Source organism: Collinsella aerofaciens (assembly GCF_028209395.1).
Lineage (GTDB): Bacteria > Actinomycetota > Coriobacteriia > Coriobacteriales > Coriobacteriaceae > Collinsella > Collinsella aerofaciens_AZ.
Genome location: NZ_JAQLDQ010000053.1, coordinates 1 through 1,216, shown reverse-complemented (window position 1 = coordinate 1,216; position 1,216 = coordinate 1). Strand labels below are relative to the sequence as shown.

General features: G+C 63.7%; 1 rRNA gene. It reads right to left on the bottom strand.

The annotated features are described in order from the left end of the window. Window positions 1–194: 194 nt before the first annotated feature. Window positions 195–1,216, bottom strand: a 16S ribosomal RNA gene (locus PMW67_RS09700); the annotation flags it as partial.

Below are 1,216 nucleotides of genomic sequence, written 5' to 3'. Positions count from 1 at the left end.
TAAATCGCAGAAAAGAATCGAGTCTGGAAGAATGATCTTCCATCTCTCTCCTATCGCTATGCGGCTCTCAAGGTACGCGGGTGCGACCCCGGGGACCGGGTGCTGCGGGGACTTCCCCCGGGCGACATCCACCGGACGGGCTCCTGCCCTCTATTCGAGTTAAAGTTTGTCTCTCTAAGAACTTATCTCCCTAGAAAGGAGGTGATCCAGCCGCACCTTCCGGTACGGCTACCTTGTTACGACTTCACCCCCCTCACCCTCCACACCTTCGGCGCCTCCCCCCTTGACGGTTGGGCCGGCGACTTCGGGTGCAGACGACTCGGGTGGTGTGACGGGCGGTGTGTACAAGGCCCGGGAACGCATTCACCGCGGCATGCTGATCCGCGATTACTAGCAACTCCGACTTCATGGGGGCGGGTTGCAGCCCCCAATCCGAACTGGGGCCGGCTTTCCGGGATCCGCTCCCCCTCGCGGGGTGGCATCCCTCTGTACCGGCCATTGTAGCACGTGTGCAGCCCAGGGCATAAGGGGCATGATGACTTGACGTCGTCCCCGCCCTCCTCCGCCTTGACGGCGGCGGTCCCGCGTGGGTTCCCGGCATCACCCGATGGCAACACGCGGCGGGGGTTGCGCTCGTTGCGGGACTTAACCCAACATCTCACGACACGAGCTGACGACAGCCATGCACCACCTGTATGGGCTCCTCTCGGCCACGGGGTCTCCCCCGCTTCACCCATATGTCAAGCCCTGGTAAGGTTCTTCGCGTTGCTTCGAATTAAGCCACATGCTCCGCTGCTTGTGCGGGCCCCCGTCAATTCCTTTGAGTTTTAGCCTTGCGGCCGTACTCCCCAGGCGGGACGCTTAATGCGTTGGCTGCGGCACGGGGGGATCGTCCCCCCACACCTAGCGTCCATCGTTTACGGCTGGGACTACCAGGGTATCTAATCCTGTTCGCTCCCCCAGCTTTCGCGCCTCAGCGTCGGTCTCGGCCCAGAGGGCCGCCTTCGCCACCGGTGTTCCACCCGATATCTGCGCATTCCACCGCTACACCGGGTGTTCCACCCTCCCCTACCGGACCCAAGCCGCGGAGGTTCCGGGGGCTTCGGGGGGTTGAGCCCCCCGCTTCGACCCCCGGCCTACCGGGCCGCCTACGCGCGCTTTACGCCCAATGAATCCGGATAACGCTCGCCCCCTACGTATTACCGCGGCTGCTGGC